The organism is Pseudoalteromonas sp. P1-26 (assembly GCF_001401795.1).
GTDB lineage: Bacteria > Pseudomonadota > Gammaproteobacteria > Enterobacterales > Alteromonadaceae > Pseudoalteromonas.
The window spans coordinates 255,298-272,742 of record NZ_LKDX01000002.1 but is presented as its reverse complement, the minus strand read 5'-3'; the positions used below and the strand labels follow the sequence as shown (position 1 = coordinate 272,742).

Annotated in this window: 16 protein-coding genes; 5 read left to right on the top strand and 11 right to left on the bottom strand. The window is 42.2% G+C overall.

Going from position 1 to position 17,445, the window contains the following annotated elements:
- The first annotated feature begins 68 nt into the window (after positions 1–68).
- Positions 69–2,183: an EAL domain-containing protein gene (locus AN394_RS02640; RefSeq protein ID WP_408003008.1), complete on the top strand. Its 2,115-nt coding sequence runs from the start codon at positions 69–71 to the stop codon at positions 2,181–2,183.
- Here AN394_RS02640 and AN394_RS22115 read toward each other — a convergent pair.
- Positions 2,180–2,374, bottom strand: a complete 195-nt coding sequence (locus tag AN394_RS22115) for a hypothetical protein (RefSeq protein WP_055020727.1) — start codon at positions 2,372–2,374, stop codon at positions 2,180–2,182. The genes AN394_RS02640 and AN394_RS22115 overlap by 4 nt on opposite strands.
- 221 nt (positions 2,375–2,595) lie before the next feature.
- On the opposite strand from AN394_RS22115, the gene AN394_RS02630 reads away from it, so the two are divergent.
- Complete coding sequence (locus AN394_RS02630; protein WP_054562127.1) at positions 2,596–3,072, top strand: DUF4234 domain-containing protein; 477 nt, start codon at positions 2,596–2,598, stop codon at positions 3,070–3,072.
- Positions 3,073–3,133: 61 nt separating this feature from the next.
- Here the strand turns inward: AN394_RS02630 and AN394_RS02625 are convergent, their stop codons facing one another.
- The 7 genes from AN394_RS02625 to yeiP form a co-directional block, all read right to left on the bottom strand.
- Entirely contained in the window at positions 3,134–4,453 is a 1,320-nt protein-coding gene (locus tag AN394_RS02625) for a DUF58 domain-containing protein (protein ID WP_055020726.1), read from the bottom strand.
- On the bottom strand, positions 4,450–5,433 hold the full coding sequence (locus AN394_RS02620) for a MoxR family ATPase (protein WP_054553208.1): 984 nt from the start codon (positions 5,431–5,433) through the stop codon (positions 4,450–4,452). The genes AN394_RS02625 and AN394_RS02620 overlap by 4 nt, the downstream gene beginning before the upstream one ends.
- Positions 5,430–6,578 (bottom strand): DUF4350 domain-containing protein, encoded by a 1,149-nt coding sequence (locus AN394_RS02615; protein WP_055020725.1) that lies wholly within the window; start codon positions 6,576–6,578, stop codon positions 5,430–5,432. Before AN394_RS02615 ends, AN394_RS02620 begins: the two co-directional genes overlap by 4 nt.
- Positions 6,568–8,028, bottom strand: coding sequence for a hypothetical protein (locus AN394_RS02610; protein ID WP_055020724.1), 1,461 nt, complete (start codon positions 8,026–8,028; stop codon positions 6,568–6,570). Before AN394_RS02610 ends, AN394_RS02615 begins: the two co-directional genes overlap by 11 nt.
- Positions 8,018–8,968, bottom strand: coding sequence for a stage II sporulation protein M (locus AN394_RS02605; RefSeq protein WP_055020723.1), 951 nt, complete (start codon positions 8,966–8,968; stop codon positions 8,018–8,020). Before AN394_RS02605 ends, AN394_RS02610 begins: the two co-directional genes overlap by 11 nt.
- Positions 8,965–9,693, bottom strand: a complete 729-nt coding sequence (locus AN394_RS02600; protein WP_055020722.1) for an RDD family protein — start codon at positions 9,691–9,693, stop codon at positions 8,965–8,967. Before AN394_RS02600 ends, AN394_RS02605 begins: the two co-directional genes overlap by 4 nt.
- Positions 9,694–9,839: 146 nt before the next feature.
- Positions 9,840–10,412 carry an elongation factor P-like protein YeiP gene (gene yeiP / locus AN394_RS02595; RefSeq protein WP_055020721.1) on the bottom strand — a complete coding sequence of 191 codons (573 nt, stop codon included), beginning with the start codon at positions 10,410–10,412 and terminating at the stop codon, positions 9,840–9,842.
- 190 nt (positions 10,413–10,602) lie between these two features.
- On the opposite strand from yeiP, the gene AN394_RS02590 reads away from it, so the two are divergent.
- Positions 10,603–10,989 (top strand): MmcQ/YjbR family DNA-binding protein, encoded by a 387-nt coding sequence (locus AN394_RS02590; RefSeq protein ID WP_054553214.1) that lies wholly within the window; start codon positions 10,603–10,605, stop codon positions 10,987–10,989.
- A 13-nt stretch (positions 10,990–11,002) separates the two neighbouring features.
- Here the strand turns inward: AN394_RS02590 and AN394_RS02585 are convergent, their stop codons facing one another.
- The 3 genes from AN394_RS02585 to fadI form a co-directional block, all read right to left on the bottom strand.
- Positions 11,003–11,533 carry a GNAT family N-acetyltransferase gene (locus AN394_RS02585; RefSeq protein WP_054562135.1) on the bottom strand — a complete coding sequence of 177 codons (531 nt, stop codon included), beginning with the start codon at positions 11,531–11,533 and terminating at the stop codon, positions 11,003–11,005.
- A gap of 134 nt (positions 11,534–11,667) precedes the next feature.
- Positions 11,668–13,893, bottom strand: coding sequence for a fatty acid oxidation complex subunit alpha FadJ (gene fadJ / locus AN394_RS02580; protein ID WP_054562137.1), 2,226 nt, complete (start codon positions 13,891–13,893; stop codon positions 11,668–11,670).
- A complete protein-coding gene (gene fadI, locus AN394_RS02575) occupies positions 13,893–15,203 on the bottom strand; it encodes an acetyl-CoA C-acyltransferase FadI (protein ID WP_054553218.1) in 1,311 nt (436 codons plus the stop codon). The genes fadJ and fadI overlap by 1 nt, the downstream gene beginning before the upstream one ends.
- Positions 15,204–15,539: 336 nt before the next feature.
- Between fadI and AN394_RS02570 the strand changes: the two genes are divergently transcribed.
- On the top strand, positions 15,540–16,496 hold the full coding sequence (locus tag AN394_RS02570) for a MoxR family ATPase (protein ID WP_055020720.1): 957 nt from the start codon (positions 15,540–15,542) through the stop codon (positions 16,494–16,496).
- 3 nt (positions 16,497–16,499) lie between these two features.
- Positions 16,500–17,444, top strand: coding sequence for a DUF58 domain-containing protein (locus AN394_RS02565; protein WP_055020719.1), 945 nt, complete (start codon positions 16,500–16,502; stop codon positions 17,442–17,444).
- Position 17,445 lies beyond the last annotated feature (1 nt).

Sequence of the window (17,445 nt, the reverse complement as noted above, 5' to 3'; positions counted from 1 at the left end):
TTTTTTCAGCATCCGCCAGCCCCATAGAGCTTGAACAGAGCACATTGCTGCTTATTCCAAGTGCTATTATGATGCTGTTATTGCCGTACCTATTATTTATAATTTTCAAATTAAAGCGCTCTCGAAAACAACTGCGTATTTCAGAACATCGCTTAAAAAGTACCGTAGAAGGCAGTGGCGATACCCTCTGGGATTGGAATATTAAAACCGGAGAAGTGCTGCGAATTAACGATAAATACACCTCAGATACAAACAGTAGCAGCGGCTTTCCCCCTAACCGCGAATTGATTCACCCACACGACTTACAACACGTTGAAACAGCCCTAAAAAAACACTTTGCCGAACACACCGCCTTTTTTGAAGCAAGTTACCGGATTAAAGACAACCTCGGTCGTTGGCATTGGGTACTGGATCGCGGCAAAATCATCGAAAAAGACGCAAACCTCAACCCTTTGCGTATGACAGGCACTGTAAGAGATATTTCTCAGCTTAAATCAACAGAAGCCCGCTTAAACCTATTCGCTAAATGCGTTGAGTCGCTAACTGACGCCATCGCCATTTTCGATAAAAACTTTAAGCTGGTTGACTTAAACCCAAGCTTCTTAACGCTATTTGGTGGTACTCGAGAGCAATATTTAAAGAAAGATTTTACCTTAAATGGCTATGACCAAAGCTATGTGGATGAAATTAAAGCCACCGTAAAAGCCACAGAGCATTGGCAGCAAGAGGTTAAACTTCGCAATGCGAAAAGGCAGCTGTTACCGATTGAAATTTCAATTGATGAAATCAAAAATGAGCACAACCAAATATGTAACTATGTCGTTGTGTTTTCAGATCAAACTGAGCGTAAAAAAGCCGAATCACAATTACATAACTTATCGAACCGAGACCGCACAACGGGCTTACCTAACCGAAACTTATTTTTCACCAACCTGAAAAAGCTCGCTAAGCAAGATAACCATCACGCTTTATTAGTGTTTGACCTAGATAACTTTAAAAAAATTAACGACTCTCTGGGTCACCAACTTGGGGATAGCTTGCTATCTAAGCTTGCGATGCGCTTGAATAAGTTAACCCGTGAAAAAGATGTGTTTTATCGCCTAGGCGGTGATGAGTTTGCACTGGTCATGTCGGGTACCAACGATATTCATACCATTACTCGCATGGCAAAACTCTTTTTAGCCGCCATTGCCACACCTTTTAATATGGCGGGTCACGAACTAGTGATCACCTCAAGTGTCGGTATCGTGCTGTTCCCTGAAGATGGCAATACCCCAGAACTATTACTTAAAAATGCGGATACAGCCATGTATCACGCTAAGAAAAAAGGCAATAGCTATCTGTTCTTCAACGACACTATGAACCGTGAAGCAGTTAAACGCTTACAAATCGAAAACTTAATGCGTTACGGCTTAAAAGAAGATCACTTTGAAGTGTATTACCAACCGAAAATGAATATTCGTACAGGTAAACTCGATGGTATGGAAGCTCTTGTGCGCTTTATTACCCCGAAAAAAGGTGTGATCAGCCCAGGAGTGTTTATTCCTATCGCTGAAGAAACTGGGCAAATTATCGAAATTGGTGAAGTTGTTTTAAATAAAGCATGCCGCGATGTAAAAGCATGGATAGATCAAGGCTTATTCAACGGTCGTGTTGCTGTGAACTTATCGGCTAAGCAGTTTAGCTTACCTGATTTAACCACTCGTATTGATGTGATTTTGCAAAAGAATGAATTGCCCTCTTACTTCCTTGAACTGGAGATCACCGAAGGTACGGTTATGGACGACCCTAACGAAGCAATTGCAGTAATGCGTTCACTCAGTGCTCGGGGTATTCACCTTGCGATGGATGACTTTGGCACGGGTTACTCATCTTTAGCCTATCTTAAACAGTTCCCGCTTAATACCTTGAAAGTTGATAAAGCCTTTATTGACGACATGCAATCAGAGCGTGGCCGCAATATGGTTGACTCAATTGTGACTATTGCCCATAACCTTGATTTGCATGTGGTTGCAGAAGGGGTTGAACAAGCCGAACAGGTTGTGATGTTAGAGCAGTTAAAGTGCCAGACGGTTCAAGGCTACTACTACTCTAAGCCACTGTCTCAGCCTGAATTTACCGCCTTCCTACAAAAACAACTCGATAAATCTGCGCCGAGCCTGTTAAAAACAGCAAAAGTTTAAGGGCGCCAGCCACAAGATTGGCGGCCAACATGGCGCACAAATGCGCGGCGATAATGCACGTTAAATAAACACCAAGCGATAGGCCCAAGCATTCCACCTAGCAGCATCCAACGCTTTACCGGCATCCCTTTAGACAAAGACTCTAAATACATCACCAAAATAAATACACAGCTCAAAAATACAAATAACACACAGCACCTCATTAAAATCTGCGGCAGTGTACATAAATTCAGCAACCTTTAAAACTTCACTCATGCTATACCCTCTATAAGGCTTATTTATACTGACCTTTATGGTAGTTAACCTTACTTTCTAGGCTGTTGAAATGATGTACAAAAACCAGCCTCACTGCTATTATCGGTACGTGCAATTTGCACAAAGGAATATACAAAAATAATTATGAGGAATCGTTATGTCTGAAGAATCAGCTAACATCTATGAAGCGCCAGAAGCTGAGCTTACACAGCAAAATACCAGCGGTAATAAACCTATTTTAAATTTTGACCGCTTTTCTGCTTGGGGCGTGTTCTTTTTATGTCTTTTCACATTTGGTATCTACGCCGTATACTGGCTAGTAAGCCGAACCAATAAAGCCAATGCATTAGCAAAAAACCAGGTAAGCCAAGGCTTAGTTTATGGCTATGTTGCTTTGTACATTGTGAATATTGCGTTGTCTTTTACAGGAGTTTCACCTGAAATTGGTGGTATTGTGTCACTGATTTCGTTTGTTGTTGCCATTGTATTAATTTTCTCTCTTCGTACATCGATTAAAGAGTTGATTAATGAAGGCAGTAATGAACCAGTTCATTTAGGTGGTATTTTAACGTTTTTCTTTAACGTTATTTATTTCCAATACAAAATTAACGAAGCTATTGATAATCAAAAATAATCGTTTCGTTATTTAATAAAAAAGGCATTGAATTCAATGCCTTTTTTATTGCCAGCTGGTCTTACAATGCCCCGGAGTGCTTCACATTTAAATAGGTGTTAAGCACATGCGGTAGCAGCTGCTCAGGGTTACAGTCAATGGCTATTACACCTTGTTTTTTCAGCTTCGCCATATTGGCTTTATGTGAATTTAGTAGTGCTAATGCTGCACAGTAACTGGTTGCATCTTCGTACTTTTCAATAGGCTCATCGAGCACCTCATTTACAGCACGGTTATTAATATTAATAAGTGCCACTAAGTGGTGTTTTTGTAATAGCTTAATTGCAGGCATTAACTCATCAATGCTTTGCTCATCAAGGGTGGTAACTAATAACACTAAAGAACGTTTACTGCGTTTAGCGATTAATTGGTTCACAGCCACTAAATAGTCACTGCTGCTCTTATCTGGGTATAGATCATAAAAGTGATTCATTACCCGTGATACATTCTGCGCACCTTTTACATCAGGTAACCAACGCAGATTTTGGTTAAAGCTCTGCATGCTAAACCAATCACCTTGCTTTAAAACTGTGTGCGACAGCAGTAATAATGCATTTAAAGCATGATCAAAGTGGCTGCCTTCATTAGCTTCAATGGCCATTTTTTTAGAAGCGTCTAGCATCACTATGACATGTTGGTTCTGCTCTTCTTGATACTCACGAGAAATGAGTTTTCGACGCTTACTGGTCGCCTGCCAGTCTATCTGCCTAACACTATCACCTTGGCGATATTCACGTAACTGCTGAAATTCGATACCATCACCGCGCTTTTTAGTGAGCTTTAAGCCTGAAATAGGCTTATTCACTACGCCATTTAAATGCTGCTTTGAAGTAACCCGGCTAAAGTCGGGATACACTTTTAATTGAATTGCTTGCTCAGCTAACCAGTTTGTTTGCCAAAGGCCAAATGGCGACCCTACCCTAACTTCAATGGCACTGATCTGCGCATCACCTCGTTTGTGAGCGCGTAAGCTAAAGCTCTGCTTTGCTTGTTGCATTGCATCTATAAACACCGTTTGCTGTGGCTTTTGTAGCTCAATTGCATTACTTAAATGAACACTGACATCTAGCATGGTCGCATGCTTCGCTTTATTTTTAATCACTAGCTGCAATGCTTGGCGGCGATACAAAGCCATGTTGAGACTCGTTTGTGCACTTACTTCAAGTAAAGGCTCTGACTTCGATGCCATGTAATCTACAAATGCGAGCAATAAAGGCACTAAGAGCAAGGCCGTTAGCACTAAGCTGTCAACTGATGCAATGGCACAGACAAGCAACAATAACAGCTGTAAAGCTGTTAATTGTATTAAGCGTTTTGCAGGTCTATGCTTGATGCGTTTCATGAGCGTGGTGCTTCAACACTGGCTAAAATGGCATTGATCACTTCATCAAATGACACCCCTTCCAGCTCCAAATCAGCCGATAAAATTAATCGGTGTCTTAATATATTCACAGACACTGACTTCACATCATCAGGAGTTACAAAATCACGGCCATTCATTAATGCCATTACTTTTGCCGCTTTAATGATATTAATTGAGGCACGTAACCCTGCGCCGTGGAGCACACCTTGCCAAGTTCGTGAACTACGCACGATATCGACGGCATAATTCAGTATTTGTTCGTCTACTAAAATATCTGCACAAAGCTGTTTAATTTCAGCAATTCGCTTAGCATCCAATACCGCTGGGAGCTGCTCTACTTTGGTTTCATTAGAGACAATTTGTGTATTCAGTTTTAAAAGCTCAACTTCCGATTCATGAGAAGGAAAACCAAGCTCCACTTTCATCATAAAACGGTCTAATTCAGCCTCAGGCAGTGGGTACGTCCCTTCTTGATCTAATGGGTTTTGAGTGGCTAATACCATAAACGGTGAATCAATAGATAATGACTCGCCATCAATGGTGATTTGTTGCTCTTGCATCACCTCAAGAAGAGCTGATTGCGTTTTAGCTGGTGCACGGTTGATTTCATCAGCCAGCAAAATATTAGTAAATGCTGGGCCTTTTTTGATATTAAATTCACCTGATTTCATATCATACAAACTATGACCAACAACATCTGAAGGCATTAAATCCGGTGTAAACTGCACTCGCGAAAAGTCTACATTTAAGCTTTTTGCTAAGGCTCTAACCAGTAGCGTTTTACCAAGCCCTGGAACCCCTTCAAGTAATACATGACCACCCGCAAAGAGCACCGTAAGCACATCTTCAACAATAGCATCTTGACCAACTAAGACACGCGAAATGTTATGCTTTACTTGTTTTACTGCATCAGCTGCCTCAACTAAGCTCATGCGATTAGTGTCTAATTCCGTGCTCATAAGGCATTCCTTAATTGTTTAAATCGTTTTATATATTCTGTTCGTTGTTCTTTGGACTCAGGCAACTTGCTAGCAAGCAACTCAGCCACCTGTTGTTTTTCAAAATGAGTTAAATTAGCGATGATCTGCGCCTGCTTTTCAGCACTAAGCATCTTAAAGTTAGGCACTCGCGACTCTACTTTGGCGTAAAAATCTTTCTTGAGTGCAGTAAATAACACGGCTTCGTGACCATGCTCTGAATAAAAGTTTGCTACTGCTCGAATATGCTGATTAAAGCTGGTTTTTATATCGAAGTCAGGAGCATAAGAGCGGCCGATACGACTACTGATATGCCACACTGCAAGCACAATTAATAACAGCAACGTCACCACAAATTGCCAGCTCCAGTGCCATAATTTAGCAAACCAGTTTGGGTAAGTCAGATAAGGTACATACGTTACTTTTTCAGCCCCTTTACTTAACCAAAGCAATAAACTGCCATGATCCAGATGGCGAAGTCGGTAATTGGTAAAAGGTAACAGCGATGGCATCACAATGACCCTACCTTGACCAAATGCAAAGTCACACATCAAGGTATCGCCGTTATCATTATTTGTACTCACACCGGGGCAGTTTTCAATAAAAAAGGCACGGCTTAGCTCAAGGTCAAGCTGAGTGTTTTCATCAATTAATAAATTACTATTTTTATTCCCTTCTTTGAGCGTCGCAAAATCATATTCAAAAACATCTTCTTGGCTTTGTACATTGATGCCAAGCTGACTAAAAAATACTGTGCTATCAATCGCCAGCTCATCACGTTGCCTGTTTAATACATAAATTAAACGTCCGCCATCAGCGACCCAATCAGCAAGCTGCACATCTAATTGGTAGGAGTCAGCAAGCACCGCCTCATCCAAAATTAAGATACTTTGTGGGTCTATGTTTAACTCATCACTTTGTGCTTGCTCTGCCAAGCGTTTGTTTTTATTCCAATCGATACCATTGACTTTAAGTAGCCGCTTAGCCATCGTGAAGTTATCTTTTGCCACATCACTATGAAAGCCAATTTCTATTTCTTTTTTCTGCCAATCTAAAGAAGCAATACCAGCAATAACAAATAAGCTAAACATCACTAGCACCGCTATGAGCACAACCTTAAGCTTCATGGGCTTGCTCCTTAGTCTCTGTTGTCATTGCCGTAATTTGCTCTGTCAGCTCGATAAAGTCGATATCAGGGGTTTTATGGCCCCAAGCAACCGTGACCCACGCAGAAAATAAGCGGGCAAAAATTGCTTGTCCTTGATTTGGCACCCTAGCATCAATTGCACGTTTACATTCGCGCTCAGTCATCGAGCGGTGCAAGCGCACTTCATGTTGTTGCTGCGCCCAACTCAGCGCATGATGAAGCAAATACGCCAGCGCCAAGCGGTGCTCACCTTGCTCAAAACATTGCTTTGCAGCGGCAATTAAATCTGCTGGTAAATCCTTACTTTTAATTTCTGCAAATAAGGTTGGGATAACTGGCTCTTCATTTACTTTTGTACGTTCTGGTAAGCTTAAATTTGCAAAAAAACCGCGTTTTTGCATTAGGTAATAAACCAACCAAATAACTAATAAACCGACCAGTACCCAAACAAATATGCCAAACACTTCACCAATGGCAGTAAACACATCGATAAGCCAAGACCAATCACTCTCTGATGAGCTACCTTTTGCTTCGATATTTGGCACCCACGTGGTCTCAGTTTCAATGACATTAGGCTCATTATAAAGAGCCGTAACTTGCTCTTTTACCGCTTGCTTATCGATTTGCTCTGCATAGCTTGTTGATGGTTGCAGTGTAAACGTTGTAAGTATAAGTAGTGCTACAGCACTGACTACGCCTGCAAGACGGGTGCGAATATTTTTAAATGCCAGCTCGATATCCCAGCCTTCTAGTTCAACTCGACGGTGTAAATAAGCAAGGAAACCACCTGTTACAAATAACGGTGCGACTAACGAGATACTGATGATATAAATAAAGTTAAACGCTATCTCAACCCAGATTGGCGCTTCGAATATTTGGTACATGGCTTCTTGTGCAGAGAATGAATGGGGCACAAGTGCAATTGTCAGTGCCGATATTCCCATCAATAAGATAAACTCAAAATGTACACAGAACAGCATCCACAATGTCTGCTTAGGCTTAGTTGAAGCAAACAACACCTGCTTACGCTTAGTTTTGCGCTCACCTGATAGTCGTTCAAGTTGTTCTACAGGGGCTAAAAATGCTCTGTTTGGGCTGAGCCTAAAAACGGTTAAATGCGCTAATATATCAGCGATTTTTAACTGCTTGAGTGACTTTAAGCTACTCATTATGTTGACTGGCTGATTGAAAACCGCTTTTGACATGTAATCGAGTAAAGGTCGCTCAAATACAGGTTTAAGCCACCAAACAACAAAGCCACCTATGCCCCAGCTTAATAAAAAGCCGACAATCAAAAATACGGGTACTGCCATCATCAAATACAAAGAAACCAACGCTAGAGCATGCTGCTTAACTAGCAACACTGTTAAATCAAAGGTTTCGTAAGCACTGCGCTTGCGAGGATTGAAGCTAAGTCGATTAAGCTCCATAACGCATTCCCCTGTATAAGCGAAAAACGACATAAGCCCAACAACCGCTGCCAACTAAATATTTAACTTCGTTAGCAATATCACGGGGTGACCAAAATGCTTCGATAAAAGCGGCAATGACTAACATTAAAAATGCGCCAACAATCAGTGGAAGCGCTTTTTCTGCAGCCTGTTTCATCGCATATGCGCGAGTATACTGCCCAGGATTTAACAAGCCATAACCTATTTGACACCCGGCCGCTGAGGCAATGATGATAGCGGTTAACTCAAATGAGCCATGGGTTATTACAAACGAAAAAAACGGCCCTTCAAATCCAACATTCACAATGTGAGCTGCAACAGCACCAAAATAAAAACTATTGAACAATAGAAAAAAAGCAGCGCCAACACAGAACAATACGCCACCTGCAAACATCTGAAATGCGATACCAATGTTATTGTAGATATAGACCCCGAACATCATCAGATCTTGCGATGCGCCGCGCTCCGCCGATTGAACGCTACCACTAGGGTTATACATTTGTTCGATATTAAGGACAGTGCCTTGCCCTAAAAATGTATACGCAGCATCAGGGTCGATAGTTACCCAAATAAAAGCAATTAAGGCCAATCCCCAAAATGCCAATAAGTTAATACCAAGCATTAAACGATTTTCATACAGTGCACGCGGAAATGCCGTGCGGGCCACATGCCATATTTCAGAAAATTGATTGCTTCGAGATAAATAAAGGCGCTTTTGTCCTAACTGTACCAACCTGTTTATTTGCTCAATCAACACCGGGCTGTATTGACGACTTTGCGCAATGGCTAAATCATTACAGACTTTGCGATACAAATTAGGAAAATTAACAGGTAAAGACTCCGCACTACTTTGCTCGCAAAGCGCTTCAAATTCATCCCAACTGACGCTATTTGATTTTACAAATTGAGTTTGCTTCATTGCTTACCCTCCTGCTGCGGGTAATCGTTATCGTGTTGAACTTGACCTGCAAAGTGGCGTGCGTAACTAACAAGTTGCGCCTCAATCTCATGCTCTTCAGCAGAAAACGGTGCAGCTAAAATAGCTGCCAATTCACGGCGCCTTGCATCAGATAATTCATCATGACGCTCTGCAAAAGCAAGCACAGCTAATTGCTCTTCGGTGGTTAAGCTAATGGTAGGAATATGCACTTCACCTTGAGATAATTCAGGGCGCGTAGCTAACTCATCGTCGTAAATAACCATGGTGCCTGCAGCCCAATCACCAATGCGTTTAAAACGGTTGTTAAACAACATAACCACAAGGCCTAAGAAATAGCCTATAGGTAGCATATCGGCTGGGCGTAGTAGGTTACGCACTACAATTTGCGAAAAGCTTGCTGGTAAGCCATTGTCTTGCACAACACGGATTTTAAGGCGTTTTTTACCCGGCGTTTGGCCACTTTCCATTTCAAACAGGACGTTATAACCCCATGAAATTAAAAAGTAAGCAATTAATATAAGTCCCTGCCCAGCATCGCCAAAAAAGGCAAATACAGTACCTACAGCAAGTAAAACCAAACTACGGATAATAAAATCGATAATGTAGGCATAGCTTCGGGCAACAACGCCAGCGGGAGTTATGGCGATATCAACGCCTTCGGGGAGTTTGATGTATTCTCTGTTTTCCAATCCGTGGTTCAACATTAATCTACTACTGGTATTTATTATTGTTTTCGTAAGCCAATAATAATGCGCGTTTTTCGTTCCTTTTTCAATGAATTTTGTTATGAGCGCGTTACAAATAAAACAAAAAAACCGGCTATAAGCCGGCTTTCAAAGGAGTTACAGAATTATTTTTCTGCGCGACCCATAAATTTATGCTCAACGGTATTAATACGAATACGGTCGCCTGTTGAAATATGCTCAGGAACTTGAATCGTTAAACCCGTTGTTAAACGTGCAGGCTTTGAACGTGCACTTGCTGAAGCGCCCTTGATTGAAGGGTCTGTTTCTTCAACTACAAGCTCAACACTCGATGGTAAATCTAAGCCAACTGGCGAGCCATCAATCACAATAACGTGAAGACCTTGAGTTTCTTCATTAACGAATAAAATCTCTTCGCTGATCGCTTCTTTATTTAGGTTATATGGCGTGTAGTCTTCGTTATCCATGAAAACATACTCTTCACCGTCAATGTAAGAGAACATAGCTTCACGACGAATGAGATCAGCAAGCTTTAGCATGTCGCTGTCTTTAAATGTTTCATCAACTTTACCGCCTGTTACCACATCGTATAAACGCATACGGTATAAACTGCCACCAGCACGACCTTGTGGTACTGAACGTTGAATATCTTTAACTACTAAAACACGGCCGTTATGCTCGATAGCGGCGCCTTTTTTAACTTCACTTGCCTTAGGCATGGGTGTATTCCTATCGTTTTTTGATGACAGAAATTTACCACGTAATGGCTTTTGTTCAATAAAAATTTACAGTTTTGACTCGCAGCCGTTATTTATTCGATTTTTCAGCAAATTATGACAATAGTTGTCTCAAAACTACGAAAAAGCTGCTATCTTTATAACTACGAAAAATGACTTCAAGGATTGGATCATGAATCAACACACAGTACACGAGTATTTAATGAAAAAGCCATTGGTGATGATCACCCAACCATTTGGCCAAGATGTCGACGTTTACAAGGTGAATCATAAAATGTTTGCCACCCTTGCCGAGGGCAAAGAAGGCCAAACAGACGATGAGGGAAACCTTGTATGGTGGCTAAATCTGAAATGCGATCCAGATGAAGCCCAAGCACTGCGTGATATTTTCCCGTCGGTGATCCCGGGTTATCACATGAACAAACGTTTATGGAATACGGTTATTTTAGACGGCACCGTACCACAAGGAGAGATTGAACGAATGATTGATAATTCGTTTGATTTAGTGGTTGCGAATATGCCTGAAAAAGACAGAAAAGCGATTGAGCTTCATCTGTAAAATTGCGCACTGATCACGCTCTGTGATCAGTGCAACTTAAATGAAAATGATGATCGGTATACAAAACACCGCCAATAGCATACGCATCTAGCTGCCTATCGACTAACTGAAAACCACATTTCTCAAGTACTTTTTCTGAACCGATATTACCCTCGGTAACAACCGCTTTAAATTCACGTACAGCATGTTCTGATTTGGCGTAATCAAGCACTGCTTGCAAAGACTCTGTGGCATAGCCACGACCATGAAAATTAGGCAGCAACAAATAACCGACTTCTTGACTATCTGGCACTGTTGATGAAGTAAACCCAGTTACCCCCACCTCTTTACCAGTACTGGTTTCAACAATAACTAAACAAAGTGGTGAATTCGAATTTGGCTGCCAAGGCTTTAAGCGTTCATTAAACTTAGCTCGCAGCTGCGCCTCTGAGGGCTTATCGAAGCATTTAGCTATCACTTCAGCATCATTATGCAAAGTATAAAACAATGGCCAGTCATCGGCATTTAACAGCCGTAATGTTAATCGCGCAGTGGTGAGAGTCATGGTGATTAATCGCTTTGTAAATAAACCTAGTTATAACAAACTGATTTCGTGAGTTAAATACCACTTATGGCCAATATAGAAGAAAAAAGCCCCGCTCAATGAGCAGGGCTTTTAAAATTAACTAATTTAAAGAATTAGCTTTTAGTCGTTTCTGTATCAGCATCTTCTGACGCTTGCTCGTCTTCAACCACTTCTTTGGTTACTTCAACCGGATCGACAGGCGTAGCTTCAACTACTGCCGGCTCTTCGCTTTCTGCTTGGTAAAAACGACCACCTTTTTCAGCCATTGCTTTTAACGTATCGCAAGGTGTGAAAATTGGGTTGTAGTTAGCAAAAGTCGCCATTTCAGAGCTCACTTGTGCTGCACCCAGTTTATCCATATAGCTAAATGGACCGCCTAAGAATGGTGGGAAACCGATACCAAAAATAGCACCAATATCACCGTCACGTGGGCTTGCAATAATACCATCATCTAAACAGCGCACCGCTTCATTCAGCATTTGCGCAACACAACGTTTAGCAATTTCGCTCTTGTTTAAACGAGGTGATGGCGTAACACCAAGTAGCTCGTAAACTGACTCATCCACTTTTTTATCTTTCTTGTCGTAAAGATAAAAACCACGGCCAGTCTTACGACCTAAACGCTTAGAATCGATTAAGCGATTAAAGGCATCCGGCGCTTTAAAGCGCTCGCCCAATTCTTTTTCAAGGATTGGCGCAATTTTAGAACCGATATCAATCCCTACTTCATCAAGAAGCGCTAAAGGCCCTACCGGGAATCCAAACTCAACCAATGCTTGGTCAATCTTTTCAATTGGCTCACCTGCTAGCAGTAAATTAGCCGCTTCATTGACATAAGGCGCTAAGATACGGTTTACATAGAAACCAGCCATATCTTTAACCACAATTGGTGTTTTACCTTGCTTACGGGCGAAGTTAACAACGCGTGCGATAGTCTCTTCAGACGTACCTTCATGTGGAATGATCTCAACAAGTGGCATTTTCTCAACAGGTGAGAAGTAATGCAGACCAATTACATTTTCTGGGCGTGCTGCATCAGCAGCAATTTGTGCAATTGGTAATGATGAGGTATTACTTGCAAAAATCGTGTTGTCTTGGCACTCACGTTCTACATCAGCCACCATACCTTGCTTTAAAGCAAGATCTTCAAACACGGCTTCGATAACGATATCAATGTGTTTAAAGCCGCTGTAATCGGTGGTGCCGGTAATGCGGTTCATGGTTTGTTGTAGATCAGCTTTAGATAAAATACGACGCTTTTGCTTTTTATCTAAAATCTTATAGCTGTAGTTCATTGCATTGCTGATGCCCTTTTCAGCCACATCTTTAATGCGCACTGGAACACCCGCTTTTACAGCACTAACATGGGCAATACCCGCGCCCATGAGGCCGCCGCCTAATACTGCCGCTTTAGCGATTGCTGGCGCATCATCATTACGCCACTCTTTTTTCATTTCAGTGGTTGCAAAGAAAATACCGCGTAATGCTTTTGACTCATCACTCATTACCAGCGTGGCAAAGCCTTCAGCTTCAGTTTTGTATGCTTTTAACTGATCAAGTTCAACACTTGCACGAACAGCTTTAATAATGGCTAAAGGTGCCGGGTAGTGACCGCCTGTTTTCTTCAGCACGTTTTCTTGTGCTTTTTTGAAAATAATATTGCGACCAAATGGGTTTGACTCAAGTAATTGACTTAAACGGTCTAGCTTAGGTTTAGTAGCCTTCGCCTTACCTTTCAGGGCAAACTCTTTTGCAACGTCAAGTAATACACTGTGTGGTACACAGTCATTTACTAAGCCTGTTTTCTTCGCTTGCTTAGCACGCACTTGCTTACCTGTAAGCATCCACTCAAGTGCTTTTTGCAAGCCAACTAATTTAGGTAAACGTTGAGTACCGCCACCACCAGGTAATAAGCCTAACTGTACTTCTGGCAAACCAAGCTTAGTGATATCGCTGTCTGAACACACGCGATAATCACACGCTAAAGCAAACTCTAAACCGCCGCCCAATGCAGCACCATGAATAGCACTTACTGTTGGAAAAGGCAGCTTTTTCATATCGAAAAATGCTTGCTGACACATTTCGCTTAACGCTAATGCATCTTCACGGCTATTGGCGCTATCAAGCATTTTAATATCAGCACCGGCGATAAAGTTATCGCTTTTACCACTAATAAATACCATGCCTTTTACTGCTTGCGCTTGTGCGTCTTTGAGTAAGGTTTTTAAATCTTCTGCAAAACTACTGCGCAGGGTGTTCATTTTCTCACCCGGCACATCAATGGTTACAACGGCTACGCCGTCATCAGCCACTGATAAACTAAATACTGAATCTGTCATTACGCACTCTCCAATACAAAGGCTGCGCCTAAGCCACCCGCTGCACACGCAGTCGTAAGCGCTAAGCCGCCACCGCGACGATTAAGTTCATGTAAGCTTTGCGTGATCAGGCGCGCACCTGTTGCCGCAAATGGGTGACCGTATGCAAGTGAGCCACCTAATACATTGAACTTGTCCATGTTAATTTCGCCGATCGCTTTGCTGCGACCTAGCTTTTCTTGTGCAAATTTATCTGACGCAAACATCTTCATATTAGCCAGTGTTTGCGCTGCAAATGCTTCATGCATTTCGATTAAGTCTAAATCAGCTAATGTGATACCTGCTCTATCTAGGGCAATTGGCGTTGAATGCGCCGGACCCATTAGCATATCTTCATGTACACCAATTGCTGAGAAAGCAAAACTGCGTACATAACCTAGAATGTCGTAACCCAATGCTTTGGCTTTACTCTCACTCATCATTAATACCGCAGCCGCCCCATCAGTTAATGGCGTTGCGTTAGCTGCAGTCACTGATCCGTGCTGACGGTCAAATACTGGTTTTAATTTCGCGTAGCCTTCAACCGTTGAGTTATGACGAATGTTATTGTCTTGCTCAATAAAGCTCTTATAAGGTGCAACATGTGCAGTCATTACTTCATCTTTAAGTTTACCATCAGCCCACGCCTGACTTGCAAGGGTGTGCGAACGATGTGCTAAGGCATCTTGATCTTCACGGCTGATGCTATGTGTTTTCGCCATTTGCTCTGCTGTTTGACCCATAGATAAACCAGTAGAGTACTCAGCGACCGCAGGCGGAACAGGAAGTAAATCTTTTAGACGTAGTTTAGAGAAAATCTTTAATCGCTGACCAAGCGTACGTGCTTTGTTTAAATCAACAAGGCTACCCGCTAATTTTTTACTAACACCAATAGGTAATACAGACGATGAGTCAGCACCACCGGCAATACCTACTTGCACTGAGCCTGCCATAATTGACTCGGCTACGTTAGCAATGGCTTGGAAACTTGTTGCACACGCACGCGAAACAGAATATGCATCAACAGAAACAGGCATACCCGTACCTAATACGATTTCACGGGCAATGTTTGGCGCTTCTGGCATTTGCACTACTTGTCCAAATACAAGTTGGTCAATTTCAGATTTATCAAAGTTAAGTCGTTCAAGCATTTCGTTGACAACTAACTTACCCATATCAAGGGCTGGTACATGATGGAATGCTGTGGCTTGCTTTGCGAATGGCGTTCGCAGGCCGCTAACGATAGCGATACGATCGCCTTTTGCTGTTTTAAGTATATTTTGCTCAGACATTTATGCTCTCCCGCTGACAGGTCTGACCTGTTTGTTTTTCCTGATTCTAAAACAACCCGTGTACGAATGCCAATAGTAAGTTTTCAACCATAGGCTTTTTTCGGCCTATTTACAAAAAAACACCGTATTTATATGGTAGGCTAAAAATCCTTAAAAAATAACGAACTATTTGAGGATTTTGTGTCTAACACTTGTGTTATAACTTTTGAATCCTTATAACTTGTTAATAGCGCCCCACCACGGTACCGCGCAAAGAATTTATCGGTACTGAACATAACGTATTGGCGCATAACAAAAACAATTTTTGACTCACGCTTTTAGGACAGTCTTTTTATTATGGCAGTTAACGCATTTTCACAATTAAAATCATACCTAGACACGCAAATTATCGGCCAACCACAATTAACTCAAGCACTGTTAATCGCAATTTTGGCAGATGGCCACTTATTAGTTGAAGGCCCTCCGGGTCTTGCGAAAACGCGTGCAGTCAATGCCTTAGCGAAAGGCGTTGAAGGCAGTTTCCAACGTGTGCAATTTACCCCAGACTTATTACCAGCAGATGTAACTGGTACCGATATTTATCGCCAGCAAACCAGTGAGTTCGTATTTGAAAAGGGCCCGTTATTTCATAACCTAATTTTGGCTGATGAAATAAACCGTGCCCCTGCTAAAGTGCAATCAGCCCTACTAGAAGCTATGGCTGAACGCCAAGTAACGGTAGGCAAAAACACCTATCCACTGTCTGATCTGTTTATGGTTATGGCAACCCAAAACCCGCTAGAACAAGAAGGCACTTACCCACTACCAGAAGCTCAGCTTGACCGCTTCTTATTGCATTTGAGCATTGATTACCCGGGTGCTGAACACGAATTAGATATCCTACGCCTAACCCGTGGCGAGGCTATTTCTGATATGCAGGCAACGACACAACAAATTAGTCAAAGTGAGCTATTTGCTGCCCGTAAAGCGATATTAGGTTTGTATTTAGCTGAGCCGCTTGAGAAATACCTAGTACAGTTAATTGTTGCCACTCGTGAAGCAGCAGAGCTTGATGAGCAACTTGGTCGCTGGATTGAATATGGCGCAAGTCCGCGTGCAACCATTGCCCTTGATAAGTGTGCCCGCGCGCATGCTTGGCTAGAAGGCCGTGACTTTGTTGCCCCAGATGATATTCAAGCAGTGCTGCATAATGTATTGCGTCACCGTATTATCTTAAGTTACGAAGCACAGGCCGATGGCATCAGTAAAGACGATGTGATCAGCCGTATTTTAGAATTGGTGGCAGTGCCATAAGCTATGTCGAGCCAATTTGATACAGCGGCGTGGTTAGCAGCGAGTCATAGTCAAGGCGTCAATTTATCACTCAAAGAGTTGATGTATTACAAAGCCAAAGCTCGTTTGCTAGAACTTGCGCCCAAAGTAAAAATCAAAAACAGCTTAGCTGGGCAATACCTTGCACCTCATAAAGGGCGCGGTATGGAGTTTGCCGAGGTGCGTCATTACCAAGCCGGTGATGACATACGCTCTATCGACTGGCGTGTTACCGCACGCACTGGCGAAACCCACACTAAGTTGTTTCAAGAAGAAAAAGAACGCCCAGTTTTTGTATTTACCGACTTTTCTAACTCGATGCTGTTTGGCTCAAAGTTACTGTTAAAGTCGGTGCAAGCAGCGCACATTAGCGCACTGGTTGCTTGGTCGGCGTGTCAACGAGGTGATCGCATTGGTGGCTTGGTATTTAACCAGCAAGGTCATCACGAATTAAAACCGACCTCACGAGAGAAAGCTGTGTTAAAGCTTTGTCACAACTTATGTGATATTCACAGCCAAGCTCTGACTAATATCGATCAAACAGCCACCAGCTTATTCAGCGAAAACCTTAAACGTCTTAATCATTTAGCAAAACCAGGGAGCTTGGTTTATATCGTCTCTGATTTTAGCGCCCTTGATGAAGCAAGTTTCAAACAACTTGAAATGCTGAGCAGGCACTGTGAATTGATTGGCTGTCATATTAGCGATCCGTTCGAGCACCAGCTACCTGCTTTTAAACAAACGGTGACAGTGTCGGCAAATGGCCAAGAGCTTGCTTTACCACTAATGGATAAGCAATTTCGCGAGCGCTTTGCTAAGTCTGCCGAAGAGTCGTTTTCTAACAGATTAAAACGCTTACAAAAATCTGGGCTTAGTTTAATTTCATTCAGTGCAGCCACTCCTCTTGAGCTGCAATTAGTGAGAAAGTAAC